Here is a 23,717-nt window from a genome sequence, read left to right as displayed (position 1 = left end):
ACTTGGATTATCCATTTACTGTAGCAGACAGACCGCCTTGCTGGAGCTGGTACATTTTTCGATACAGTCCATCCTGCCCCATCAATTCCTCATGCGTGCCCCGCTCCACGACTTCACCACGAGACAGCACGAGAATCTGATCCGCATGTTGAATCGTAGACAGCCGGTGCGCAATGATGAAGGTCGTCCTTCCGCGGGACAATACGTGCAAAGCCTCCTGGATCGCAGACTCGGTCTCACTGTCAATACTGGCAGTCGCTTCATCCAGAATCAGGATCGCAGGATCAGAGACAAGTGCCCGGGCAAAAGAGATGAGCTGTCGCTGGCCAGCGGACAACGTCATCCCCCGTTCTACTACCGGTTCGTCATAACCACCCGGCAGTTTTGAAATAAAGGCATCTGCCCTGACGGCCTTGGCTGCTTCTCTGACTTGTTCGTTGGTGATGTCGTCGTTGTACATGCGAATATTGAAGCCGACGCTCCCAGTAAACAGGAACGGATCCTGCAGGACGAGGCCGATATGACGGCGAAGCGACTGAATATCCATCTCGCTCATTGGTGCATCATCAATCAAAATGCGTCCTTGGGTCACCGGATAGTAGCCCAGCAGCAGATTCATCAAGGAGCTTTTTCCAGAACCCGTGTGTCCAACCAGCGCAATCGTCTCTCCCGGCTTGGCGGTGAACGAAACGTCTTTCAACACGTACTCCTCACCCGAATAAGCAAAGGAAACCTTGTCGAATACCACTTCTCCACGCGGTCGCGCGATCTGTTCTCTCGCGCTAGCGACCTCTGCAGGTGTATCCATGATTTCAAACACGCGCTTGGCCGATATATTCGCCTGCTGCAGCTGTGACAGGCGGTTCATGATCATGTTGATTGGCTCAAAAAAGCGCCCCATGTAATCCACGAAAGCGAAGAGTGCCCCGAAAGAGATGGCACTGTGGAAGGAAGCAGAGCCGTAATACCAGATAATGATCGTCAAGGCGATTTTCCAGATCAGGTCAACAGCCGGGCGCAGGAGAAACGACTCGATGTTGATTTCCTTCAGCTTGACCTTGAAGTACTCCTCGTTTACCTTTGAGAATTCCTTCTGGACACCTTCCTCTCGACGGAAGGCTTGCACGATCGTCATGTTTTGAATCATTTCGTTGATCATCGCATTCATGTCAGCCAGCCTCGCACGAATGATCGTGTAGTAGCGGGAGCTGTATTTGCGATAAAAAATGACCAGCAAAACCAGCAGCGGCACTGTCAAAAAGCAGAACAGCGCGAGCTCTGGCTGCAGGATGTACAGGGCAATCAAGATGCCGATCAAATACAATCCGTTTTGCACAAAGGTAGCCAGCACGCTGACGTACAGCTCGCGTATCGCCTCGGTATCATTGCTGACGCGGGAGACGAGAGAACCCACTGGCGTCTTGTCAAAGAAAGACACCGGCAGCTTTTGCAAATGAATAAACAGCTTCATCCGCATCTGCTGGATAATGCGCTGCGCGATGGTTTGGAGCCATAAGATCTGAATGTAATTAAAACCCGCTGACAAGAGGATGAGTGCGCCATACCCGACAGACAGCCAAATAATCGGCTGAATATCACCTTCGTACATCGCTTTGACCTCATCTGCGGTCAAGCGTATCCCTGCTACGGGCTCCGACTGGTTGACCGTTACTTCTACGTGCTGACGGCCATTCTCCTCAGTCGTCGGTACAATGCTCTTTTCCCCGTTCTGGTCCACAGGTCCAAAGACCAGATAATACGTGGTTCCTTCCGCCAGCACCGTCGTCTGATGCTCCTTGGCGCCCTCCGGTGTTTCTCCGATGGAGGGCAGCCGATCCTCCCGCACATAGTACTTGCCTTCCACTTCTACGGCTTTTTCAGCACCGGCCGTTGGTTCCTGTGCAAACTCATACCAGGCCTTTTGGATCGACAGGATGTGATTGTCGATCATGACCTTGGCCAAAAAAGGACCTGCCAGCTCTGCACCCGTACCGAGCAACAGCAAGAAAAGCGCTCCTGCTATCTGTTTTTGAAACGGTCTGGCGAAATCGACCAGCCGTTTCCACACGCTATGCCCATTCATGAAACGCTCTCCTTCCTATTCCTGGCCGACTACATCCTGTTCCATCTGCTGGCGGCGATACTGCTCAGCGTACCAGCCACCCAGCAACATCAGCTCGTCATGCGTACCGCGTTCCACAATCCTGCCCTCCTCGAGCACGAGGATCAATTGGGCATGCTGGACAGCAGACAAGCGGTGGGCCGTAATAATCGTTGTTTTTCCTGCGCGCTCCTGGCGCAGATGATGCACGATCCTCTCTTCCGTCCGCGCATCCACAGCAGAAAGGGAGTCATCGAGAATGAGAATATCTGCATCCATCAGCAAGGCTCGTGCAATCGAAATACGCTGCTTCTGTCCGCCTGACAGGGTAACTCCCTTCTCGCCTACCATCGTCTCAAGACCCTCGCTGAACTGCATGAGATCGCGTCCCATTTCAGCCAGCTCCAGCGCACGAAGCACCTCCTGCTCAGTCGCTTCAGGCTTTCCGAATGCCACATTCTCCGCGATCGTTCTGGAGAACAGCAAATGCTCCTGTGGCACATAGCCGATTTTGGCACGCAGCGCATCAAAGGACAGTCTCTCGATCGCTACGCCGCCAATGAAGAGGGCATCATCCTGCATGCGGTATTGATGCAAGAGAGAACGGCACAGCGTCGATTTTCCGCTTCCTGTGCGCCCCACGATCCCGAGCGTTTCTCCTTCACCGAGTGAAAATGAAAGATCCTGCAAGACAGGCTTGCTCGTACCCGGATACGTAAATGTAAAATGGCGGGCTTCAATCGAATTGCCTTTTGCTTCCGTGACAGGCTGATTCGCCTCATGCACATCGGGCTCCTCGATCAGCATTTCGGACAAACGCTTGAGGGACGCGCTTCCCCGCTGTACGACATTGATCAGCCAGCCAAAGGCAAACATCGGCCAGATCAACAGGCCCAAATACAGGTTGAAGGCGACCAGATCGCCAAGTGAGATGGAGCTGGTAAAGACGAGATACGTCCCATAGCCAAGCCCGATTAAAAAACTGAACCCGATAATGATCGCGATCGTCGGATCGAATAACGCATCGATGCGTGACACGTTTACGTTTCGTTCCAGCGTTTTTTCGCTGACACGGCGAAAGGCATCTACATCTTTGTCTTCCTGCACAAAAGCGCGCATCACACGAACACCCGAAACGGATTGCTGAACGTGATCGTTCATCTCGCCAAATGCTTCCTGCGCCAAGTAAAAGCGTTCGTGCAGCAGTCGTCCGTAATAAGCAGTCGACCAGGCCAAGAACGGCATCGGGATCAGTGCTGCCAATGTCAGCTTCCAATCGATCGTAACCATCATGACTCCAAGCGTGAGTACAGTCATAAACAAGGAATCTACCAAGGTCAGTACACCCATGCTTGCCGTCTGTTCGACTGCCGGTATATCGTTGGTCGCGATGGCCATCAGATCGCCGCTTCGTCTGCGCTGATAAAAGGAAGGTGTCATGCGCGTCAGATGGGAAAAAAGGCGCTCACGCAAAGTCCGCTCCAGAATGAGTGCTCCGCCATTCAACAGATACCGCCATATAAATCGCATCACGTATAAAGCGATACCCAGCGAGAGCAGGATCGCGACCGACTCGGTCAAATGGGCCGTCGTCAGAGAGCCATTGCGAATCGAGTCTACCGTCTCACCGACCAGACGCGGCGGCCACAGCATCAAAACATCAATTAAAAACAGGAATGCGATACCCACTGTGTACCGTTTCCAATGTGCTCGAAAAAACCAGGATAAGTCCCGCAGTATCTGCATGCTAATCACCTCTTTACAAGCCAAATATACCTGCCTATCCACCCAGAGATGGAAATAATCCTCTGTCGAGGCACCATCAGGGAAGAGTGACATCGAAAAAGGGGATGCGTAATCGCAACCCCTTTTACCGCTTTCCTCATCGTAATTTACTGAATTTTCCTTGTCAATCCATTTTACTTGAGCGGAATTCTTCCCACTCCGAGCGCAGCATACTGTACACGGCGTGGTCGACGAAATGGTCGTAGAGGAATTCGTTTCTGCGCAGAACTCCTTCCAGCTGAAAACCCAGACGCTCTGGAATCGCCCTGCTTTTACCATTTTCAGTTGCCGCTTGAATCGTCAGCTTTTCCATTCCCCAGGAACCAAAAACCAGCTGATCCATATACGAAACCACCGCCTGGGTCATCAAACCATGCCCTTGAAATTGGGCTCCGAGCCAGTAGCCCAGCGATGTTTTTCTGTTTATCCAGTCCAGATTGTGCACGCCCAGCGTTCCAGCGAGTCTTCCTATATACCAGATCCCGTAATGCGTACCCTGATTATTGTTGTGCTGGTTGATCGTCATCTGGATAAAGCCGGCTGTATCCTCCACTGTTCTCGTGTAGTCCAGCCAGGGCAGCCATTCGCGCAAATACTGGCGGTTGGTATCGGTCAGCCAGAACATTTCCTGTGCATCGGAAGGCTCCAGCTGTTTGAGATACGATTCTTCTGACAACGGTATTACTCTCATCCAAATCCCTCCCTATTTCTATGTACATTCTTTCAAGCACACTTTTTCCTCTGAGAGTGAATTTGTCTCTATTCCTCCTCGGGAATGGGAGTCTCGATACCGTTTAGAATGACATGAGGGGTAATGACAGCTGTGAGGGAAGCCGCCACCGGACAATACCGCTCTGTTTCCAGCTTTACTGCCTGCCAGATGCGAGACGGTGAGAGCTCTCCCTTTACATGAAAGATAAGATCGACTTCTGTAATCGCATGGGGCACCTCCACTTCACGAATGCCATCCGCCACGATTTCGAGGGATTCCAAAGGCTGACGCATCTTTTCCAGCAGCTGCGTCACACCTATGCCGATACAGCCTGTCAGACCGACAAGCACCAGCTCAAGTGGACTGTTTCCTCCACTCTCACCACCATACGCTGGACCTGCATCCATCAGAACGGGATAGCCACTCGGTCCCTTCGCTTGGAATTTCCGCTTTCCCAACCATTCCGCCTTTACACTCATACGTTTTTTCTCTGCTGTCATTGCATCTGCACCCCTTTTCCTTTCCATATTGCCCTATATGAAAAAGCGCCCACCTCTATGGCTGGTGGACGCAGGCTGTCAGTTAGGATTTGCTTTTTCCGATCTCTTCCGGTTTGTAGATTCCTGTCTCGGTCACGATCGCGGTAATGTACGGTGCTGGTGTCACATCGAACGCAGGGTTGTAGACCTTGATATCGTCCGGTGCCACCTGTTTGCCCAAACCGTGCGTGATCTCCTCTCCCGGACGTTCCTCGATCGGAATATCTGCTCCGGTAGGGGTCTCCAGGTCGATGGAAGAAAGCGGGGCTGCAACGTAAAAGGGAATGCCGTGCGCCTTCGCCAGTACCGCTACGCCGTAGGTACCGATCTTGTTGGCTACGTCGCCATTGGCTGCCACGCGATCCGTACCGACGATCACAGCTTGCACCTTGCCTTGGGACATCACCATGGCCGCCATGTTGTCACAGATCAGGGTTACATCGATGCCAGCTTGCTGCAATTCAAAAGCGGTCAGACGAGCACCCTGCAAAACAGGACGAGTTTCGTCCGCGTATACCTTCAAATCCCAGCCTCGCTCCTTTGCCAAATAGAGGGGCGCAGTCGCTGTACCATAGGCCGCAGTCGCCAATGCCCCGGGATTACAGTGTGTGAGAATCCCCATCCCGTCTTCCAATAAAGTAAGCAAATGCTCACCAATTGTCCGGCAGACCTCTGCGTCTTCTTTTTGAATCGCCAACGCTTCGTCCAGGACGGCTGCTTTCAGTTCCGCGACAGACTTGTCGGCATTCTGCTGGACGCGCGCCTTGATGCGGTCAATCGCCCAGAAAAGGTTCACTGCCGTAGGACGGGAGCTGCCCAGATATTCCGCCTGTTTGCTAACATCAGACCAGAAAGCCTCAAACGTGGTAGCCTCGCTGTTGCGGATTCCCAGATACAGTCCATAAGCTGCAGCCATGCCGATCGCCGGTGCTCCTCTTACCTGTAGGTGGCGGATCGATGCCCACACCTCTTCAGAAGTGGTCAATTCCAGGTAGATTGTTTCTACGGGCAATTTCGTCTGGTCCAGCAGAATGAGCGCATCGCCTTCCCACTTGACTGGCGTTAGTTGTGTACTCGTTGTCATACTGTCGCTGCCTCCTGATAAAATCTTGCTGACACGGTACGGACAATGTCCGTGATATCGGTCGATTCGCCGACGTTGCCGCGCTCCAGAATCAGTGCCTCTCCGATGGCGAGTGCCAGGCGTTCCGCTTCTGCTCGCACCTTCTCATCCGCAATTTCATTCAGGTCTGCCACGCCGGCAAGTCCGATCACGCGTCGCAGCACCTTGCAGCCCGCATAGCCAGCTGCATCCTGGATCAAGCGCTTGACGTAGCTCTCCCACAGACCTTCCACATGGGCGCTGCGCTCTTTTGCATGCTTGTGCCACAGCTGAACGAACTGCGAAACGAATTCGTTCCAGACATCTTCTACCGTTTCCAGTAGATATTCGCGGTACGACTCCCTTTCTCCTTGATCTTTCTGCAAGCCGTGCTGACCTGCGTAGTTGAGCAGAAGATTGGCAATCACCGCTCCGATATCAAAGCCGAGTGGACCATAGTAGGCGAATTCCGGATCAATCGCTTTCAGACTGGTTTTTGTAATAAAAATGCTGCCTGTATGCAGATCGCCATGCAGCAGCGCCTCTGCACGTGTCAGGAAATCATATTTCAGCTTGGCGATCTCCAGCTTGAGCGGCTTGTTGTGCCAGATCGCTTCCACTTCACGGCGAATCAGCGGGTTAAAGTTGTTGGTTGGAGCATTTTCGTACGGGTCTGTAAAGACAAGATCTTCCGTAATTTTGCACAATTCTGGATTGATGAATCTTCCGACAAGAGCCTTTTTCTCATATGGATGCGCCCCCAGGTCCGAGGTGTAGAACAGGGTGTGCGCTAAAAATTTGCCGATCTGCTTTGCAAAGAGAGGATAGCGATTGCCTTCAATCAAGCCTTTTCGCATGATGACATGGTCTCCGACGTTCTCCATGACCGTCAAAGCCAGCTCGGAATCAAAGTGATACACCTGCGGCACCAGCTCCGGAACCAGTTTGTACTGGATTTGCAGTGCTTCACTCTCAATCCGCGCGCGGTCCAAGGTCAGCGGCCATGACTCTCCAACCACCCGTGCGTACGGCAATGCCTGCTTCACAATGACGCTTTTGCCCGTCGCATCCTCGCGAATATCGAACACCAGATTCAGGTTTCCATCGCCGATCTCTCGACTGGACAACTCTGCTCCCTTCGAAAATAGACCAGGTATTTCCTTCACATACTGTACCGCCTCTTGTTCTGTCAGCGCGCGATATGCCATGATTTTATTTCTCCCCTCTAAGCAATTTATCGTATATCATAAGCCGACTGGTTCTATTACCCAGTCTTGCGATCAAACGGAATAGCCCATGCAAAAAAACCTCTTTTCTCGAAGAAAAGAGGTCGTAATCGTACACGTAGATGAAAACGTGCCCGTCTCCCCCTTATCTTCCAGACCACTTTTGTTTCTGCAGGAATTAGCACCGTGCACGTCGCTTTTTCTTCAGTCGCAGTAACGACCAAATCACGCGTCATGTCGGTTGCCGGGTATCATCGGGCCAGTCCCTCCACCTTCTCTGGATAAGGTATCCAACGTATGCAATTTTGATTAGTTTGAATCATACAACCACGCTATTGACTATGTCAACACCTTTTTAGCTCGAATGTGCGCCTATGCTCTACCAACTATTCTGCGTGCCAGAAGCAGCGGGACGCTCCCAGTTCCACCAGTCTACTTGACCCAGAAAAGCAGCCGTGATAGAAGTTTCCTCCTTCAGCTTGAGCAGTTCCTTAGTCGGTCCTGTTATCACCGCGCCGTAGATGCCTACCCCATTCTCCTGCAGGTACTGATAGCGCTCTTGGATATTTGGCTGACCCCACATTAGTCCTCTGCCGACAGCACGGCTCAGACGCTCCTGCTCCGCCAAATACTTCATCTCCGCCACGTACGCCGCTGTTCTTCGATTGCCCTCAGCATTTACTTGTATAGGAGCATTTCCGTAGTCCAAACTCCGTTCAGAAAATCCCCAGATTTCTCCTGCCGAGAGAATCACATTGCCCTCACCTCGGTCTGCCTGTTTCAGCTCTTCTCCTGTATCCACAGCTAACCATACCGTTTCCTGCTCGTAGTCTGGCACATGGCGAGAGATCAGGCTGTAATACTCCTCGTAAGTAAGCAAGCGGTCAAAGGAGATGGCCAGCTGGGAGACTGTACCCTCCGGCAGTTTTTCCATCGCCTTCCACGCTGGAGTCCGCAGGTATTCGGTCTCTTCTGGCGTCATGGCCTCAGATGGAAAACGGAAAAACAATTTGACATCTCTGACGCCATTCGGCCATTTTGGCTGAGCGCTGACCAGCCACAGGAGGTTGGTGCTCTCGATCTTCCCTGCATTTTTCTGATCCGCCCCCACTTGTTCACGCAGCTCCATCTCTATATTCCCGTACAACAGGCCGATCTGCGAACCGCTGCTCCCCGCAGTAATACCCGGCTGCGTAAAGTTGACCATGCTTCTCGTCACCCGTAACAGCTCATCGTACATGCTCGTGCCGATCCAGGTATTGACTGCAAATAGCAGGACGCCTGCCAGAAACGCGATTCCCAGCGTGAATGCTGAATTTCCCAAGCGCATTCTCCATTTTCCCCGGCGTAGAATCCTGCTCTGCTTTTCCTCAGGAAGACTGATTTGCGCCGGCTGCTCCGGCTCCTTTTCCTCCCCGAGCAGCAGGTGTTCCAGCTTCGCAGCGAACGCCTCGTCCTCTGCCAATTCTTCTTGCAGCCTCTCCTTATCCTCGTCCGTCAGCTCACCGCGCAAATAGGCAAGCAGCCGAGCGTCCCTTTTGTCAAACTCCTTGTTCGTCATCCGCCTTTTCCCTCCACAACTTGCGCATCTTTTGTCTTCCCCTAAACAGTGAACGTTTCACATCTGCCAGGCTAATCCCCAGCACCTCGGCGATTTCCGCGTAGCTAAATTGCATGGCAAACAACAGGATCACTTGTCTTTGCCGTTCGGGAAGCAGCTCCAGATGAATCTGGGCACTCGCCCACATTTCCTGCGAGACGAGGGCTTGTGCCGGGTCTGTAGCCAACTGATCCTCTCTTTCCGGCAGCTGCTCCATGTATTGCAAAGGGCGGCTGGACTGCTTGCGATGCCAGTCCACGAACGCGTGGTATGCCACCTTGAACAGCCAGGGCCGCACCTTTTCCCCGTGGTAGTCGTCCAGCGATAGAAAAGCGCGAAAAAACGTTTCCTGCGTCAGATCCTCTGCCTGCCGCGCATCCCGTGTGAGTCGGAAAAGATAGCGGTAGATATCATTTACGTGCATCCGGTACACGTCTTCCAAGCCTACTTTCCCAACGTCTTCACACCCTTTCATCCAATACCACGCAAAGCAGGCAAAAAAGGTTTCACTCGCTTTTCATTTCCTTGCCCAAAGTGCATATTGGAGCAAAAACAAAGATTGACTCCCGTAGGAGATCGTCATATTATGGGGGTATCGCATACGCTCATGGCGTATGAACAACATACACTCTTATCGCGAGCTGGCTGAGGGACTGGCCCTATGATGCCCGGCAACCGGCGCTCTTCTATCATGCAATAGAGAGCGAAACGGTGCTAATTCCAACGGATAAGAGTCAGGACAGATGGATTTCCTCGCTGTCGTGACTGCTGACCCGAGAGATGAGAGGCGACGACAAAGCGTTCATAAAGACGACATCCGCCTCCCCACTCATAGGGGAGGTTTTTTAGTTAACGCATGCATGTGCATCTGAATCAAACACGATAAAAAAAGGAGGCTTATTCCTGGCTATGAGTGAGCAGCGCATCCTTGTTACGTATTTGACCCAAGCCCAGAATCTAAATAAAAAAGCAGAAGCCATCGCAGTTGGTATGACGGTCGGTTCCTGGACTGATCTGCCTGCAGCAAAAAAAGAAACATTGAAGCCTTATCTGGGCGAAGCAGTCGGTGCTGAGGTTTTGGAGACACTCGAAAACGGAGATCAGCGTGGCTTGATTACCGTCAGCTACCCCATTCGCAACTTTACACCAGACATTCCTTCTTTGCTGACTGGCATTTTTGGCAAGCTGTCGATGGACGGAAAAATCAAATTGATGAATATTAGCCTGCCAGACTCCATGCTTGGCGCTTTTCCCGGCCCCAAGTTTGGCATCGACGGTCTGCGCGGTCGACTTGATGCTCAAAACCGCCCTCTGCTCATGAGCATTTTCAAATCTTGTCTGGGATTGCCCTTTGACGATTTGAAGACACAGTTCCGGGCGCAAGCGCTGGGTGGCGTCGATCTGGTCAAAGACGATGAGATCTTTTTTGCTGATGACCGTGCTCCATTCCTGAACCGGATCAAGGCTTTCAAGCAAATCGCGATCGAGACAGAAGCTGAGACGGGCAAACCAGTCCTCTACGCTGCCAACCTGACCGGGCCCGTACATGAGCTGAACGAAAAGGCCAAACGAGCTGTGGAAGCTGGTGCGGATTGCCTGCTCTTCAACGTTCTCGCATTTGGCTTTGATGCTTTGCATCGACTGGCAGCAGATCCGGATGTCCAGGTCCCGATCATGGCTCACCCTGCATTGGCTGGCGCGTACTATCCATCTCCTGATTACGGAATTGCTACGCCGCTTTTGCTGGGTACCCTGATGCGCATCGCCGGTGCAGATCTCGTCCTGTTCCCTTCACCATACGGAAATGTGGCTTTGGACAAGAAAGAAGCCTTGCAGCTTGCCCGGCATTTGACTGATCCACTCGAAGGGGTCCGCCGTTCCTTCCCGGTGCCATCGGCAGGGATTCACCCCGGACTCGTACCGCAGCTGTTCGCTGACTTTGGTCTGGATCAAATCGTCAATGCGGGCGGAGGCATTCACGGCCATCCGGGAGGAGCGACCGCTGGCGCAAAAGCTTTCGTCGCCGCGATCGAAGCCGTGACCGCTGGCCGTACGTTGGAAGAAGCAGCCGCACAGTCTTCTGAGCTGGCGATTGCGTTGGAAAAGTGGGGTGGCGGTCGATGAGTAAAAAGCTCGTTCTGTTCTGCGACTTCGACGGCACCATCACAGAAAAGGATAACATCGTATCGATCGTGCGCAAATTTGCGCCGCCTGAGTGCGAAGTGCTGATTGAACAAATTCTTACCCAGAAAATCTCGATTCAATCCGGAGTGGGTCAGCTCTTTCAACTGATCCCTTCCTCCAAGCGTCAGGAGATCATCGACTTTATTCTCGCTGAGGCATCTATTCGTCCTGGCTTTGCAGATTTTGTCCGTTACTGCCGGGAAGAAGGTGTAGAGTGGTTGATCACCAGTGGCGGCATCGACTTTTTCGTCGAGCCGATCCTGGCACCCTTTGATCTGTCTGAAGTGCCGCTGTATTGCAATGGTAGCGATTTTTCAGACGAACGCATTGCGATCACTTGGCCGCATCATTGTGATGAACACTGCAGCAACGGCGGCTGCGGCATGTGCAAGACCACCATCATTCGCCGCTATGACTCAGCGGACTACTTCCGTGTTGTCATTGGCGATTCCATTACAGATCTGGCTGGTGCACAAATTGCTGACTTTGTCATCGCTCGTTCTCTGCTGGCGCAAAAATCAGAGGAGCTGCAATTGCCCCATCGCACATTCACCACCTTCCACGACGTGGTCGACATACTAAAGGATTTGAAACACCAACAGGAGGTCTGCTAAGCCATGACAGCAACTTTGGAGCAGCGTTTGGACGCCTTTCGCCGCCTGGACGATGTCAAAATGACGTTTGCCCGTCGTGACTGGTTCCCGGGCACCAGCGGCAATCTTTCCATCAAGATCGCCGACTCACCGCTGCAATTCGCAGTGACCGCGAGCGGCAAGGACAAAACCAAGCTTTCACCAGAAGATTACCTCATCGTGGATCAAGACTCCCGACCTGTAGATGCAACAGCGCTGAAACCATCTGCAGAAACCTTGATCCATGCTGTTGTCTATAAAAAATTCGCTCAGGCTGGCGCTTGCTTCCATGTTCATACCGTATGGAACAACCTGATCTCCGAGCTGTATTTTGGACATCGCGCCTTTTCCATCCAGGGTCAGGAGCTGATCAAGGGCCTGGGGATCTGGGAAGAGAATTCACGGATCACCATTCCGATCGTCGAGAACTATGCGGATATTCCAACCTTGGCTATTGCGATCGAAAAAGTGATCACTCCAGAAGTGCCGGGAGTCTTGATCCGCAATCACGGGATTTACGCGTGGGGCGGCAACGATTTCGAGGCGAAGCGTCACCTCGAGGCTTTTGAATTCCTGTTTGAGTACCACGCTCGCTGGCTCCAGCTACGCCAAGCGGCCGTGTCCACTACACCCAACTAACCAAGGAGGTTTTCAAGCATGGCACAAGTTCGTTTTCATGACAACAACGAGTACATCAGCAGCGCTGATGCAGTCAATGAGTTCCTCAGCACGCAAGGCATTATTTACGAACACTGGGGTGTAGATCGTCTTGCTCCGAATCTGCGCGACAACTACAGCCCGACTGATGAAGAAAAACAACAAATCCTGGATGCCTTCAAACCGGAGATCGATGACATCAGCAAGCGCCGCGGTTACCTGACTGCAGACATCATCGTCCTCTCAGACAGCAATCCCAACCTGGATGAGCTGCTGGTCAAATTCAAAGCCGAGCATCATCATACGGACGACGAATGCCGTTTTTGCGTCGATGGACACGGTATTTTCGCGATCAAAGGCGATGACGGCCGCTACTTCGACGTAGAATTGGAGCCGGGCGATCTAATCTCCGTACCGCCCAACTTCCGTCACTATTTCACGTTGATGTCTGACCGCAAAATCAAAGCGATCCGCCTCTTCGTCACTCCTGCTGGCTGGGAAGCAATCTATTAATAACAAAGGCGCCCTGGTTCTATTTGCTTGCCAGGGCGCCTTTTCTATCCTTATTTAATCACACCATTGCCCTTGATCGACACCTCTGGAATCACATGCACGGAGGCATCTGCATTCGCTTTCTGGCATTTCTTGATCAGCTGCGTGTAATATTTATGCAATTCTTCCTCGATCGCCTTCTCCAGCTTCTTGTAATCCTTTTCCACATTATAGGGAAACATCCGCTCCGATATCGATATTTTCAGCTTCTGGCGTACGCCAAAACGAAAGCGCCCTTTCTCATACGAGGTCTCTACTTTATTCGATACATCTTTCACGTAATAACTGATCCGACTTTTTACGATGCTCCCTTTATCTTGATGATCTTGAACCGGGATACTGAGCGAAATTTCTCCTTGTTTTCCGTGAAGCAGCATTTGCAAAAGAATCGTATCTTGAGGTTCGACAAGTGTTGCGTAAGTCTCTTTTCCGTTTATGAGGGCGGTTCCCATTACTTTTACAACATTACCCTTTTTCTTCATCTGGCCCATCGAATACGACGATCCTTGCATTGACCGTGAAACGTGCATCACGAAACATTACATCCAGTAATTGGAACCACTCTGGATGCTGCAATAAGCGTTTTCCAAGAACAAATACCTGAATTTTCCTGATAGCGTGACACCTGTTACCATCTCGTCCAAATCCATACGAGCTTGCCGAAAGGAATCTGCTTTGACGCCGAATTCCTCTGACTTATCCTTTGCCTCTTTGCTGAACACGGGACTAGATAGATAAAACAACAGTTCGTTTTTTTCATTCAGGTCCAAACCAGCCATAAGCGTAATGGTGGCATCCTCCAAATCGATTCGATCCATGCAGCCCGACAAGCACGTAGTGGCCAAAATCGCCACTAGCAGAATTCTCACACATGCACTCATGCCCTTCGCCCCCTGGCTGATTTATGCCATAACCAAATCGGCCCAGCAATTACAAGAGGAAGCACATATCCAAAGATCAGTCCGGCCTGGTTCCACATCTGCGTCATTTTTTCAGGTCAAGAAAGGATGGCGTATACAGCCAGGATGCCGCTACAAGCAGTAGCAGTAAAATTCTGCCGACATGTCATAGTTGGGAAAAATGAACGACGAAATCGCTGTGAATGCCACCACGATCACCATAATATTGCTGACAATCCCTGCTTGCACGACAGCCTGTCCAATCACAATACCGCCTACAATGCCAACCGTTTGACCAATAGGCGACGGCAGGCGAATCCCCGCTTCTCTGAGCATTTCCAAAGTCAATTCCATGATCATCGCTTCGATCAAAGGTGGAAAAGGTACCCTTTCTCGCGATTCCCCCACCGTTAAAATCAAATCGAGCGGAATCAGTTCATCGTTGTAGGAAATCAAGGCAATATAGAGAGCTGGGAGAAAGGTCGCGACCAGCAAAGCCAAACAGCGCAGCAGCCGGATAAAAGAAGCTACCAGCCATCGTGTACTGTAATCGTCCACGGAATGAAAAAAAGAAATAAAGGTGATGGGTCCTATCAATACGTTTGGTGATCGATCTAAAATAATGACGAACCTGCCTTGCAACAAATGAGAGGCAGTCGAATCAGGGCAATGTTCTGTATGCCCGTTTCAATAAATGCTTGACGTCCACCCTTTAACGATGCCTCCAGCTTCGGATCCTCTATTGCACGCTGAGGCCACCCATTCGTATCTAGGACATAAGCCTCATGACGCCCCTCTACAAAGATCACGCTGCTTCCTAGGAGTATTTTTTCATTTACAGTGTGAAAATCAGAGACAGATGCCTTCTTCCTTCTCATCCATCCTCTTATTCTCATCTCTTGGAGCTCCTGCCCTCTTTATGTATTTTGTTTTGTTAGCGTTGGTGGAAACTTTGAAATCTATTCATGAAATAGCAAGCGAAAAAGAGCAGAGGAGATTCCCCTGCTCTTTTTCGCCTGATACCTTGCTTTCCCCACACACTGAAAAATCGGAGAGTGATTTGACTTATTCTCTCTGCTGCAACCTCTGAAGCATCTGCTGCAACACATGAGACCGTTCTCTCAGCTTGTCTACGTGCTGGGTAAATTCCTCCATCACAGCGGTCGTTTCTTCCGTCGATGCGGCAGTTTCTTCGATGTGCGCCACGTCGTCGTCGGTTTTTTGGCGCAAGCGAGTAATTCCCCGCACGACTTCGTCAGCTTCCTGCTGTTGCTTTTGCGTGTGTCCCATGATTTGCTCCAGAAGCGTGTGAATCTGCAAGGAAGCCTGGCTGATCCCCAGCAGCTTTCCTCTCGCCTCGTCTGCTACCCGGACGCCAGTATCGACAACCTGGGCGCTCTCCCCCATGTTTGATGTCACCATCTCGAGGTCGCAACGAATATTATGGGCAAGATCACCTATCGCCTTCACCGCTTCTGAAGTTTGACTTGCCAGCTCTTGTACCTGATTCGCCACAATCGTGAACGTTCTTCCAGCCGTTCCTGCCCTCGCTGCCTCAATCGATGCGTTGATCGCAACCACCGTAATATGCTTGGCGATGCCTGCAATCGTATTGTTCATCTCCTCGATCTCGTTCGTACGTTTCGAGAGGTTGCCGACCAACTGGGTCGAATCGTTCGACTTTCTTTCGATCGTCTGCATGACCTCCCCCATGTGAAGAACGATCTGCTCCCCGGACATGGCTTGTCCACGCGTTTCTTCTCCGAGTCCGACTGCTCGTATGATCGCCTGACCGATCTGAACAGAACGGTTTGCCTGCTGCTCTACCCCGTGTTGGTTGTTGATGAGCAAATGCAGCGATTCCTGGCTGGCAGCTGTCATTTCGTCGGCGCCTCTGGTGATTTGGGTCATGGCTTCCCGGATGTGTGCCGTTGCCTCGACCAGTGTATCCACGACACGACTGATCTCCTGCGCAGTCACAGCCACCTCCTGAATCAACAGCTGATTGTCTTTCTCCAGTTCCTGATTTTTCTTCACTTCATCCACGGTTTGCATCAAAACGGCCCTCGATCGATTGACCATGGAGAGCATTCGCAGGATCACCACCAACAAGACCAATAGTGCGATCAAGACATCCTGCAGGACGGTACTCCACTGTTCCTGGTGAACCCAATAGGAAACGACAGGGGCTGTGATCAGCACCAGAATCGAGGTAAGCAGCATGGACCCGCGCTTTGCGTACATGCCCGCATAGATGACAGGAAACAACCATGCTGCAAAAGCGGCAATCGGTGCTCCGTAGGCTGTTATGCCAATCGCTACAGTCAAGTACATCTCCAACGGAAATACATAGTGAAACCATGCCCGCAGCCCGGGAACCAGGTACAGGGCGCAGCTTAATCCGTACAAAACATAGGATAAGAGCGTAGCAAGTATGAGATTCGATACAGAGATAGACAAATAACCTTGCCACCACAGAACAAAGCTCAATCCGTAGAGCAGCGTGATTCCAGCACCACTGATCGTCATTAACTGCCGACTTACATTTCTTCTGTTTTCCAGCATCACCGTCGAGTCAAGCACACTAACCTCTCCTCTATATAAGGAATTGAACGCTTTCAAGACTCGGAAAAAAGGAACTGAGATCCTTTCCCCAGCTCCTTGATGACTCTTATCCTGTTGTTTTTACAGTACGTATCCGTCTGCCTCGATGACGCGATCTGCAATGGTACGCTTCAGATGAACGGTGTTGACCGGTGTACGGCGCGTCAGCTTTTTCAGGATCGACAGGCGCAAGCGCAAATCGTCCCCTTCCTCCATCGCTGCCAGTGCTTCCTTCGCCCACCCTTCCACGCGGTCGAATGCTTCCTGTACATATACGGTAGTCAGATCCAGCTTTTGCTGCTCGTTCTCCAAACCGTTGGCAGCTATTGCTTTTTCCGTCCGTTTCACGATGCTGTCCATTGCGTACAGCTCGATCAGCATATCCGCTGCGAACGCCAGCAGCTCCTGCTCTTTGGAAATCGCTTGCTGATACTTCATCAGTGCGGATCCTGCCACCATCAGAATGATCTTGCGAGTCATGTCGATCAGGTGCTTCTCTGCTGCCAATGGCGCGTCTTCGATCTCTTCCGGATAGTAGCTCATCAGCTCTTCCTGGAGACTGGCTGCTGCTTGCAGCAATGGCAGCTCGCCTTTCATCGCTTTCTTCACCAGTGTGTCTGGAATCAGCAAGCGGTTGATTTCATTGGTTCCTTCAAAAATGCGGTTGATCCGGGAGTCGCGGTACATATTTTCGATCTCGTACTCGGACATGAATCCGTATCCTCCATGGATTTGCACACCTTCGTCTACACAATAGTCGAGCACTTCCGTTGCGAACACCTTGTTAATCGAGCATTCAATCGCGTAGTCCGCAATGGCCTTGGCGATCTCTGGACCTTCATCTGCCTTGTCACCCAAGCTGTTGAGGGCGACATCGAACAGGCCGACTGTGCGGTATACCGAGCTTTCGGCAGCATAAGTCTTGATTGCCATGTTTGCCAGCTTGTTTTTGATCAAGGTAAAGTTTGCGATCGGCGTCTTGAATTGCTTGCGCTCTTTTGCGTACGTAGTGGCAATCTCCAAGGCGCGCTTAGCGGACCCAACTGCTCCTACTGCCAGCTTGTAACGACCTACATTGAGGATGTTGAAGGCAATCACATGGCCTCTGCCCGGCTCACCAAGCAGGTTTTCTACCGGTACTGGTACATCCTGCAAAATCACGGTGCGAGTCGAGGAGCCCTTGATCCCCATTTTCTTCTCTTCCGGTCCGAACGATACACCCGGGAAGGTGCGCTCGACGATAAACGCGGTAAATTTCTCGCCATCAATCTTCGCGTAGACGACGAACACATCTGCGAAGCCTGCATTGGTAATCCATTGCTTCTCCCCATTGAGGATGTAGTGCTTCCCATCCTCGGACAGTACCGCTGTCGTCTTCGCGCCCAGCGCGTCAGAGCCGGAGCCAGGCTCAGTCAGGCAGTATGCAGCCAGTCGTTTGCCGAACGCCAGATCTGGCAGGTAACGGCGTTTCTGCTCGTCATTTCCGAAATAGACAATGGGCAAAGAACCGATCCCGACGTGGGCGCCAAAGCTGAGCGCGAAGCCACGCGACAGAGCGAATTTCTCCGTGACGAGTGCGGTGCTTACCTTATCCAGTCCCAAACCGTCGTACTTCTCTGGAACGTCTCCAGCCAACAATCCCAGCTCTCCCGCTTCCTTCAACAGGCGAACGGAGATATCGAACTGGTGATTTTCGATTTCTTCCAGGTGCGGACATACTTCGTTGACCACGAACTCTTCCGTTGTTTTCGCAATCATCTTTTGCTCATCGGTATAATCCTCCGGCACAAACACATCTTCAGCTGAGCCTGCATCAATCAAAAAGCTACCACCGCGGATCAATTCTTTTGTATCTCCCATATCTATCCCTCTCCTTGCAATTGGATTGTTTTAGATCATCTCAAACACGCCTGCTGCTCCCATGCCGCCGCCGATACACATCGTGACGACACCGATTTTGCTGCCGCGACGCTTCATCTCATTCAAAAGCGAAACGGTCAGACGGGCACCCGTGCAGCCCAGCGGATGCCCCAACGCAATGGCTCCGCCGTTGACGTTGACCTTTTCCTGATCGAGACCCAGCTCGCGAATAACCGCCACTGCCTGGGAAGCGAACGCTTCATTCAGCTCGAACAGATCGACATCGTCAATGGTCAAGCCGGCCATTTTGAGGGCCTTCGGGATCGCCACTACCGGACCGATCCCCATGACATCCGGGTCTACCCCGCCGACAGTGAAGGAGCGGAACTTCGCAATCGGCTCGACACCGAGCTCTGCCGCTTTATCCGCTGACATGATCAGCACGGCAGCCGCGCCGTCACTCGTTTGCGAGGAGTTTCCTGCCGTGACGCTGCCTTTGACGTTGAAGACCGGCTTTAGCTTGGCAAGGCCTTCTGGCGTACTGTCTGGACGAGGTCCTTCATCCGTGTTGAACACTCGCTCTTTGACGACCAGCTTGCCATTTTGATCAAAGGAGTGCTGCTTCACAGTGATCGGCACGATCTCATCCTGGAACTTGCCGCCTGCAATCGCTGCAGCTGCACGCTGGTGGCTGATCAGGGCAAATGCGTCCTGGTCTTCGCGAGTGACATTGTAACGATTCGCCACTTCCTCTGCCGTATGGCCCATCCCCATATAGGCTTCGGGCAAGGTCTCCACCAGTGTCGGGTTGAGCGCGACCTTATGACCGGTCATCGGCAGCAGGCTCATGCTCTCGACTCCACCAGCGATAATGACATCAGCGCCGCCCACCATGATTTGTTGAGCTCCGTAAGCGATTGTTTGCAACCCCGAAGAGCAAAAACGATTGATCGTGATTCCTGAAACATTCGTTGGCAATCCAGCCCGCAAACCGATCAGCCGGGCAAAATTCATCCCCTGTTCGGCTTCCGGTACGGCATTCCCGATAATGACGTCCTCGATATCGGCTGGATCCAATTGTGGAACCCTACGCAACAGCTCACGGATGACCTCAGCTCCCATATCGACTGGATGAACTTCCTTCAAGCTCCCTTTTTTCGCTCTGCCGATAGCAGTACGGGCACCTGCGACAATCACTGCTTCTCTCATTTTTATACCCCCCTAGTTGCGCAATGGCTTGTTTTTAGTCAGCATGTGCTGCATCCGTTGCTGCGATTTCGGAGTCTTGATCAGCTCCAGGAAGGCTTGCTTCTCCAACTCCAAAATGTACGTTTCCGTCACTTCTGTACCTGCCGGCAGGTTGCCACCGGACAAGACATAGGCGACTTTGCTTGCGATCAGCTCATCGTGATCGCTGATATATCCGCTTTTCTTCATCGCGTAAATGTTCTGGCGCAAGGTAGCGTAGCCTGTATCCCCAATGACGCGAACCTTGCGTGGTGTAGGAGGCGTATAGCCTTCCCGGTCCATTTCCAATACGAGCTGCTTGGCGTCGTAGAGCAGGTGATCCGGATTGACACTGATGCGGTCAGTCGGGCGCAGATAGCCCAGATTAATTGCTTCCTGTCCGCTTGTCGAAACCTTCGCCATCGCAATCGTTTCAAAAGCGCGCGCTACAAACGGGAATGGATCGACTGGTACCGTACCACCCTGTGGCACATTTTCCATTGCGCGGAACAGAAGTTCCTTCGTACCGCCGCCACCAGGCAGCAGCCCTACGCCTACTTCCACAAGACCCAAATACGTTTCCGCAGATGCCTGTACGCGGTCAGCCAGATAGACGACCTCTACCCCGCCGCCCAGCGTCATGCCAAAAGGTGCGGCAACGACTGGACGGTGCAAGAAACGCAGTGCGCGTGCAGCTTTGTGGAAATTCGTTACCAGCATGTCTAGCTCGATCCAGTTCTCGTCTTGCGCCTCCATCAAGGCCATCGCCAGATTCATACCCACGCAGAAGTTTTTGCCCTGGTTGCCGATGACGAGTCCCAAGTAATTTTTCTGCACTTCTTCGGCTGCGAAGTTGGCCATTTGCAAAACGTCCAAGCCAAGCGCGTTGTTGGGAGAAGTAAACTCCAGGCAAGCTACGCCATCGCCGAGATCGATGAGAGCCGCTCCTGCGTTTTTCTTGATCAGCTTGCCTTGTTCCTTGAGCGCAGCGAGGTTGATCTTCTCCTTCTTGCTCTCCACATCCTTGTATGCACCGCCAATCGAGAAAACCGAGATACGTCCCTCCTGTTTTTGATAGAAGGACGTTTTTCCGCTCGCCAGCAGCTCTTCTACGAGCGCAGGAATGGTTTCTCCCTCTTCTCGCATGCGTGCTACCGACTTTTCTACGCCAATCGCATCCCATGTCTCAAAAGGACCGAGCTCCCAGCCAAAGCCCCATTTCATGGCCTGATCGACTGCCACGATATCGTCTGCGATCTCGTATGCCTTGTCCGCCGAATACAAGAGAACCTTTTTGAACACGTTCCAGACGAACTGGCTTCCCTTGTCCTTGCCGTACGCGAGGGTCTTCAGCTTCTCAGGCAGGGACTTCGCCGTCTTGGCTGCATCCAGGGAAGCGAACTTCGCCTTCACGCTTGGACGATACTCCATTGTCGCTGTATCGAGAGCATGAATTTCTTTACCCTGCGGGGTTTTGATTTGCTTGAAAAAGCCTTGACCCGCCTTCTGTCCGATCCAGCGCTTCTCAACCATTTGCAGGACGAACTCCGGCACTTCAAATACGGCTCTTTCCACTTCGTCTGCGCTCTTGTTTTTGACGTTGTTGGCGACATGCACGTACGTATCCAGTCCCACGACGTCCAGGGTGCGGAAGGTCGCGCTCTTTGGCCGGCCGATCACAGGTCCGGTAAGCGCATCGACTTCATCGACTCCCAACCCTGCCTTCACCATCTCCTGGATCGAGACCTGCAAGCCGTATGTACCGATCCGGTTGGCGATAAAGTTGGGCGTGTCTTTGCAAAGTACGGTGCCTTTGCCCAGTACATGCTCACCAAAATGCATCATAAAATCGACAATCGCGGGGTCCGTATCATTGCCCGGAATAATCTCCAGCAGCTTCAGATAGCGAGGTGGATTGAAGAAATGCGTTCCGAGGAAATGCTTCCGGAACTCTTCAGACCTTCCTTCACTCATTTCATTGATGGAAACTCCGGATGTATTGGAAGAAACAATCGTACCGGGCTTGCGAACTTCTTCGATCATGGCGAATACCTTTTGCTTGATCGCCAGATTCTCCACCACGACTTCGATAATCCAGTCCGCATCCGCGAGCAGAGAAAGGTGGTCTTCGAAGTTGCCCACAGTAATCCGCTCGATATTTTGCTTATCATAAAGAGGAGCAGGCTTTTCCTTTAGCAAGCGATCCTTTCCAGCCTGTGCAATCCGATTGCGGACGGCAGCATCTGCTAAAGAAAGGCCTTTTTTGCTCTCCTCTTCTGTCAGTTCACGCGGTACGATATCGAGCAAACAGACGGGAATCCCCACGTTTGCCAGATGTGCGGCAATCCCGGCTCCCATCACGCCAGAACCGAGAACAGCGGCTTTGCGAATTTTGCGTTCCATCTCCAAATCCTCCTCCGTAATGATATGAGCTGCGTTTTAACAATAGAAATTTTCTGAAAAGAGACGTTTTTCATATTAATTATACTTTTTATACAGCGGTTCTGTCATGTCATTCATCTCGTTTTGTTGAATGAATACTCATTCATTTTGTGGGGAAAAAATGACATCCCACATGCGGCTATCAAGCCGTGAGATGTTCGCTTCCACAAACTGAATCAGCGTTCAGTTGTCATTGTAATCGAAAATTCTGTCTCTTGCAATATAAAAAACGTGCTACCTATCACGAAAACAGACTTGAACAAACTGATGCCCGCAAATGAAAACGGGCACTCTTGTGCGAATGCCCGATTTTACCTGAACCGTTATTTTGCTGTGTAGATAATGTTGATCAGCTTGCGTCCAAATGGACTGTATTCATCCGCTGCAAACACGTATTCAATCTGGTAGAATCCATTCGCATTGTCCTTGTACTGTCCCAAGACGAGCAAATTCTTGTTGTTGCTTTCATCGAGCTTCGCTGTAAACGAAACGTGCTCCGTGTGCTTGGGTATGAATGGGAAGCTGGACCATTTTTTCAAAACAGAGGGTTCAAAATACTTGGACACTGCTGCCTGATTATTGTTCTCGTAGGCAAGACTTGCTGCACGCAGAAAAACGTTCGCCGCTTTTACCTGACGGGTGTTGTTGAGCCCTGTGAACGATTGGACGACATCGCGCTCATAGTAGTTATGAAGTCTGGTCAGAACTACAGCATACTGCGCACGTGTCATCACCGCATAAGGATCGAACACGTCAGATTTTCCAAACAGACCGAACTCGTTAATCCCTGTCGCATAGGGAGAGTACGTGTCTCGATAGTAGCTATCTTGCTTCCACTCATAAAAGCTGGTGAAATACGACTTCGCATCTTCCGGCTTAATATTGATGCCGCGGAATTTTTGCGGTGCCATCATATGGAAGAGCACCATGCTCGCTTCTTCGCGAGTAAGCGGGCGCTGCAGAGCCGTAGCAGAAAGCCACCAATCCGGATTGTCCTTCTCTTGCTTGCGCATCAGCTTGCCGCTATCCGCCAAAAACAAATAGTAGAGCATCCGATCGCCTGGATCGTAATCGCTGACGCCGTTTGTTTCTACGCGGTACATGGCGCGCAGATTGGTTAAAAGCTGCTCGATCTCCCAACGCGGTCCATAGCGGTAGTCCAGGTTGTTTTTCCGCTCAGGCTTGGCGATGGGACCATACACCGATTCGAATACCCGGTTCAGCATCGCAATCGCTTCCCCACGAGAAATCGGTTTGTCCGGGTGGAACTGACTGCCATTCCCCTTAATGATTCCCAAGCTCGCCAAATACTCAATATCGTCTTGCGCCCAGTGTCCACGTGTATCGTTAAACGAGCTTTGTGCTGAAGCGCTGCCTGTAAAAGCGCTTTGCGCAACCAGCAGCACCATCAGAAAACAGAACAGAATGCGCTTGAAAAACATCGTATTGTTCTCCTTTCCTCTATCACCCATTTTTAAACATTTCAGTATACGGCAAAGATTTTTCCTTTATGTCTGAACGCCACTGGTATGTAGGTCGTATATTCCGAGGTTATCCTTATGCAGATAGGAATAAATTGAATAATACGTTCGTCA

General features: G+C 51.6%; 19 protein-coding genes, 1 pseudogene and 2 riboswitches. Of the genes and pseudogenes, 4 read left to right on the top strand and 16 right to left on the bottom strand.

From position 1 onward, the window contains the following. Nucleotides 1–7 precede the first annotated feature (7 nt). The 8 genes from JZI27_RS04625 to JZI27_RS04590 all read right to left on the bottom strand — a co-directional run bounded on the left by JZI27_RS04625 (nucleotide 8) and on the right by JZI27_RS04590 (nucleotide 9,540). Nucleotides 8–2,083 carry an ABC transporter ATP-binding protein gene (locus JZI27_RS04625; RefSeq protein ID WP_122908858.1) on the bottom strand — a complete coding sequence of 692 codons (2,076 nt, stop codon included), beginning with the start codon at nucleotides 2,081–2,083 and terminating at the stop codon, nucleotides 8–10. Between the two features lie 15 nt (nucleotides 2,084–2,098). Further along, complete coding sequence (locus JZI27_RS04620) at nucleotides 2,099–3,847, bottom strand: ABC transporter ATP-binding protein (RefSeq protein WP_280206914.1); 1,749 nt, start codon at nucleotides 3,845–3,847, stop codon at nucleotides 2,099–2,101. Between the two features lie 163 nt (nucleotides 3,848–4,010). Continuing rightward, nucleotides 4,011–4,577, bottom strand: a complete 567-nt coding sequence (locus tag JZI27_RS04615; RefSeq protein ID WP_280206913.1) for a GNAT family N-acetyltransferase — start codon at nucleotides 4,575–4,577, stop codon at nucleotides 4,011–4,013. 68 nt (nucleotides 4,578–4,645) lie between these two features. Beyond that, nucleotides 4,646–5,098 carry an OsmC family protein gene (locus tag JZI27_RS04610; protein WP_245996754.1) on the bottom strand — a complete coding sequence of 151 codons (453 nt, stop codon included), beginning with the start codon at nucleotides 5,096–5,098 and terminating at the stop codon, nucleotides 4,646–4,648. An 82-nt stretch (nucleotides 5,099–5,180) separates the two neighbouring features. After that, nucleotides 5,181–6,221, bottom strand: coding sequence for an S-methyl-5-thioribose-1-phosphate isomerase (gene mtnA, locus JZI27_RS04605; RefSeq protein WP_280206912.1), 1,041 nt, complete (start codon nucleotides 6,219–6,221; stop codon nucleotides 5,181–5,183). Beyond that, a complete protein-coding gene (gene mtnK, locus JZI27_RS04600) occupies nucleotides 6,218–7,447 on the bottom strand; it encodes an S-methyl-5-thioribose kinase (RefSeq protein ID WP_122908854.1) in 1,230 nt (409 codons plus the stop codon). The genes mtnA and mtnK overlap by 4 nt, the downstream gene beginning before the upstream one ends. 160 nt (nucleotides 7,448–7,607) lie before the next feature. Continuing rightward, a riboswitch (SAM riboswitch) is annotated at nucleotides 7,608–7,753 on the bottom strand. 91 nt (nucleotides 7,754–7,844) lie between these two features. Continuing rightward, the gene (locus JZI27_RS04595) at nucleotides 7,845–9,026 is read right to left on the bottom strand and encodes an anti-sigma factor (RefSeq protein WP_280206911.1); all 1,182 of its coding nucleotides are present in this window, start codon (nucleotides 9,024–9,026) and stop codon (nucleotides 7,845–7,847) included. Then, nucleotides 9,007–9,540, bottom strand: coding sequence for a sigma-70 family RNA polymerase sigma factor (locus tag JZI27_RS04590; protein WP_245996753.1), 534 nt, complete (start codon nucleotides 9,538–9,540; stop codon nucleotides 9,007–9,009). Before JZI27_RS04590 ends, JZI27_RS04595 begins: the two co-directional genes overlap by 20 nt. A 153-nt stretch (nucleotides 9,541–9,693) precedes the next feature. Further along, nucleotides 9,694–9,799, top strand: a riboswitch (SAM riboswitch). A gap of 175 nt (nucleotides 9,800–9,974) precedes the next feature. On the opposite strand from JZI27_RS04590, the gene JZI27_RS04585 reads away from it, so the two are divergent. From JZI27_RS04585 to JZI27_RS04570, 4 genes are read left to right on the top strand one after another with little or no spacing between them, the layout of a single operon-like run. Continuing rightward, the gene (locus tag JZI27_RS04585; protein ID WP_280206910.1) at nucleotides 9,975–11,189 is read left to right on the top strand and encodes a 2,3-diketo-5-methylthiopentyl-1-phosphate enolase; all 1,215 of its coding nucleotides are present in this window, start codon (nucleotides 9,975–9,977) and stop codon (nucleotides 11,187–11,189) included. Further along, a complete protein-coding gene (locus JZI27_RS04580; RefSeq protein ID WP_280206909.1) occupies nucleotides 11,186–11,863 on the top strand; it encodes a 2-hydroxy-3-keto-5-methylthiopentenyl-1-phosphate phosphatase in 678 nt (225 codons plus the stop codon). Before JZI27_RS04585 ends, JZI27_RS04580 begins: the two co-directional genes overlap by 4 nt. Nucleotides 11,864–11,866: 3 nt before the next feature. Further along, nucleotides 11,867–12,520 (top strand): methylthioribulose 1-phosphate dehydratase, encoded by a 654-nt coding sequence (locus JZI27_RS04575; protein WP_280206908.1) that lies wholly within the window; start codon nucleotides 11,867–11,869, stop codon nucleotides 12,518–12,520. A gap of 18 nt (nucleotides 12,521–12,538) precedes the next feature. Further along, nucleotides 12,539–13,051, top strand: coding sequence for a 1,2-dihydroxy-3-keto-5-methylthiopentene dioxygenase (locus JZI27_RS04570; protein ID WP_122908849.1), 513 nt, complete (start codon nucleotides 12,539–12,541; stop codon nucleotides 13,049–13,051). Between the two features lie 50 nt (nucleotides 13,052–13,101). Here the strand turns inward: JZI27_RS04570 and JZI27_RS04565 are convergent, their stop codons facing one another. The 8 genes and pseudogenes from JZI27_RS04565 to JZI27_RS04530 all read right to left on the bottom strand — a co-directional run bounded on the left by JZI27_RS04565 (nucleotide 13,102) and on the right by JZI27_RS04530 (nucleotide 23,564). Then, nucleotides 13,102–13,581 (bottom strand): Ger(x)C family spore germination C-terminal domain-containing protein, encoded by a 480-nt coding sequence (locus JZI27_RS04565; RefSeq protein WP_280206907.1) that lies wholly within the window; start codon nucleotides 13,579–13,581, stop codon nucleotides 13,102–13,104. A gap of 48 nt (nucleotides 13,582–13,629) precedes the next feature. Further along, a complete protein-coding gene (locus tag JZI27_RS04560) occupies nucleotides 13,630–13,971 on the bottom strand; it encodes a Ger(x)C family spore germination protein (protein ID WP_280206906.1) in 342 nt (113 codons plus the stop codon). A gap of 174 nt (nucleotides 13,972–14,145) precedes the next feature. Beyond that, nucleotides 14,146–14,855 (bottom strand): annotated as a pseudogene (locus tag JZI27_RS04555) (spore germination protein); the annotation flags it as partial. A gap of 199 nt (nucleotides 14,856–15,054) precedes the next feature. After that, nucleotides 15,055–16,572, bottom strand: a complete 1,518-nt coding sequence (locus JZI27_RS04550) for a methyl-accepting chemotaxis protein (protein ID WP_122908848.1) — start codon at nucleotides 16,570–16,572, stop codon at nucleotides 15,055–15,057. A gap of 102 nt (nucleotides 16,573–16,674) precedes the next feature. Continuing rightward, nucleotides 16,675–18,453, bottom strand: a complete 1,779-nt coding sequence (locus JZI27_RS04545; RefSeq protein ID WP_280206905.1) for an acyl-CoA dehydrogenase family protein — start codon at nucleotides 18,451–18,453, stop codon at nucleotides 16,675–16,677. A 30-nt stretch (nucleotides 18,454–18,483) separates the two neighbouring features. Next, entirely contained in the window at nucleotides 18,484–19,662 is a 1,179-nt protein-coding gene (locus JZI27_RS04540; protein WP_122908846.1) for an acetyl-CoA C-acetyltransferase, read from the bottom strand. 12 nt (nucleotides 19,663–19,674) lie between these two features. Next, a complete protein-coding gene (locus tag JZI27_RS04535) occupies nucleotides 19,675–22,083 on the bottom strand; it encodes a 3-hydroxyacyl-CoA dehydrogenase/enoyl-CoA hydratase family protein (RefSeq protein ID WP_280206904.1) in 2,409 nt (802 codons plus the stop codon). 362 nt (nucleotides 22,084–22,445) lie between these two features. Continuing rightward, nucleotides 22,446–23,564 carry an S-layer homology domain-containing protein gene (locus JZI27_RS04530; RefSeq protein WP_280206903.1) on the bottom strand — a complete coding sequence of 373 codons (1,119 nt, stop codon included), beginning with the start codon at nucleotides 23,562–23,564 and terminating at the stop codon, nucleotides 22,446–22,448. Nucleotides 23,565–23,717: the final 153 nt, after the last annotated feature.

This window comes from Brevibacillus sp. AY1 (assembly GCF_029870785.1).
Classification (GTDB): Bacteria; Bacillota; Bacilli; order Brevibacillales; family Brevibacillaceae; genus Brevibacillus; species Brevibacillus invocatus.
The sequence above is the reverse complement of the archived record's forward strand: the minus strand, read 5'-3'. Positions and strand labels throughout refer to the sequence as shown.

What these genes read in the sequence shown, in the direction of transcription:
- JZI27_RS04625 (WP_122908858.1), bottom strand. Translation starts at nt 2,083, where the DNA reads ATGAATGGGCATAGCGTGTGGAAACGGCTGGTCGATTTCGCCAGACCG.
- JZI27_RS04620 (WP_280206914.1), bottom strand. Translation starts at nt 3,847, where the DNA reads ATGCAGATACTGCGGGACTTATCCTGGTTTTTTCGAGCACATTGGAAA.
- JZI27_RS04615 (WP_280206913.1), bottom strand. Translation starts at nt 4,577, where the DNA reads ATGAGAGTAATACCGTTGTCAGAAGAATCGTATCTCAAACAGCTGGAG.
- JZI27_RS04610 (WP_245996754.1), bottom strand. Translation starts at nt 5,098, where the DNA reads ATGACAGCAGAGAAAAAACGTATGAGTGTAAAGGCGGAATGGTTGGGA.
- mtnA (WP_280206912.1), bottom strand. Translation starts at nt 6,221, where the DNA reads ATGACAACGAGTACACAACTAACGCCAGTCAAGTGGGAAGGCGATGCG.
- mtnK (WP_122908854.1), bottom strand. Translation starts at nt 7,447, where the DNA reads ATGGCATATCGCGCGCTGACAGAACAAGAGGCGGTACAGTATGTGAAG.
- JZI27_RS04595 (WP_280206911.1), bottom strand. Translation starts at nt 9,026, where the DNA reads ATGACGAACAAGGAGTTTGACAAAAGGGACGCTCGGCTGCTTGCCTAT.
- JZI27_RS04590 (WP_245996753.1), bottom strand. Translation starts at nt 9,540, where the DNA reads ATGAAAGGGTGTGAAGACGTTGGGAAAGTAGGCTTGGAAGACGTGTAC.
- JZI27_RS04585 (WP_280206910.1), top strand. Translation starts at nt 9,975, where the DNA reads ATGAGTGAGCAGCGCATCCTTGTTACGTATTTGACCCAAGCCCAGAAT.
- JZI27_RS04580 (WP_280206909.1), top strand. Translation starts at nt 11,186, where the DNA reads ATGAGTAAAAAGCTCGTTCTGTTCTGCGACTTCGACGGCACCATCACA.
- JZI27_RS04575 (WP_280206908.1), top strand. Translation starts at nt 11,867, where the DNA reads ATGACAGCAACTTTGGAGCAGCGTTTGGACGCCTTTCGCCGCCTGGAC.
- JZI27_RS04570 (WP_122908849.1), top strand. Translation starts at nt 12,539, where the DNA reads ATGGCACAAGTTCGTTTTCATGACAACAACGAGTACATCAGCAGCGCT.
- JZI27_RS04565 (WP_280206907.1), bottom strand. Translation starts at nt 13,581, where the DNA reads ATGGGCCAGATGAAGAAAAAGGGTAATGTTGTAAAAGTAATGGGAACC.
- JZI27_RS04560 (WP_280206906.1), bottom strand. Translation starts at nt 13,971, where the DNA reads ATGAGTGCATGTGTGAGAATTCTGCTAGTGGCGATTTTGGCCACTACG.
- JZI27_RS04545 (WP_280206905.1), bottom strand. Translation starts at nt 18,453, where the DNA reads ATGGGAGATACAAAAGAATTGATCCGCGGTGGTAGCTTTTTGATTGAT.
- JZI27_RS04540 (WP_122908846.1), bottom strand. Translation starts at nt 19,662, where the DNA reads ATGAGAGAAGCAGTGATTGTCGCAGGTGCCCGTACTGCTATCGGCAGA.
- JZI27_RS04535 (WP_280206904.1), bottom strand. Translation starts at nt 22,083, where the DNA reads ATGGAACGCAAAATTCGCAAAGCCGCTGTTCTCGGTTCTGGCGTGATG.
- JZI27_RS04530 (WP_280206903.1), bottom strand. Translation starts at nt 23,564, where the DNA reads ATGTTTTTCAAGCGCATTCTGTTCTGTTTTCTGATGGTGCTGCTGGTT.